Raw genomic sequence first — 333 nt, 5'->3', positions numbered from 1 at the left:
AACTGCAGTGCAGGTCAGTTGCTTGCCAGTGCCGCCTCCCGGCGTCTGGTCACGCAGACCGCCCGGACAGGCTCCATCGGCGTCATGATGGCTCACAGTAATTACGGTGCTGCGCTGGAGAAACAGGGTGTGGAAATCACGCTGATTTACAGCGGCAGCCATAAGGTGGATGGCAACCCCTACAGCCATCTTCCGGATGACGTCCGGGAGACACTGCAGTCCCGGATGGACGCAACCCGCCAGATGTTTGCGCAGAAGGTGTCGGCATATACCGGCCTGTCCGTGCAGGTTGTGCTGGATACCGAGGCTGCAGTGTACAGCGGTCAGGAGGCC

At 60.7% G+C, this 333-nt stretch carries 1 protein-coding gene; it reads left to right on the top strand.

The window, feature by feature from the left end; translation table 11 throughout:
* The coding region (locus tag J0A68_RS22555; RefSeq protein WP_206580511.1) for a S49 family peptidase at positions 1–333 on the top strand (333 nt) is incomplete at both ends.

It is taken from the genome of Algoriphagus oliviformis, from assembly GCF_017254915.1.
GTDB classification, from domain to species: Bacteria; Bacteroidota; Bacteroidia; order Cytophagales; family Cyclobacteriaceae; genus Algoriphagus; species Algoriphagus oliviformis.
Note: the sequence above shows the minus strand (reverse complement) of the source record. Positions and strands in the feature narration are given on the sequence as shown.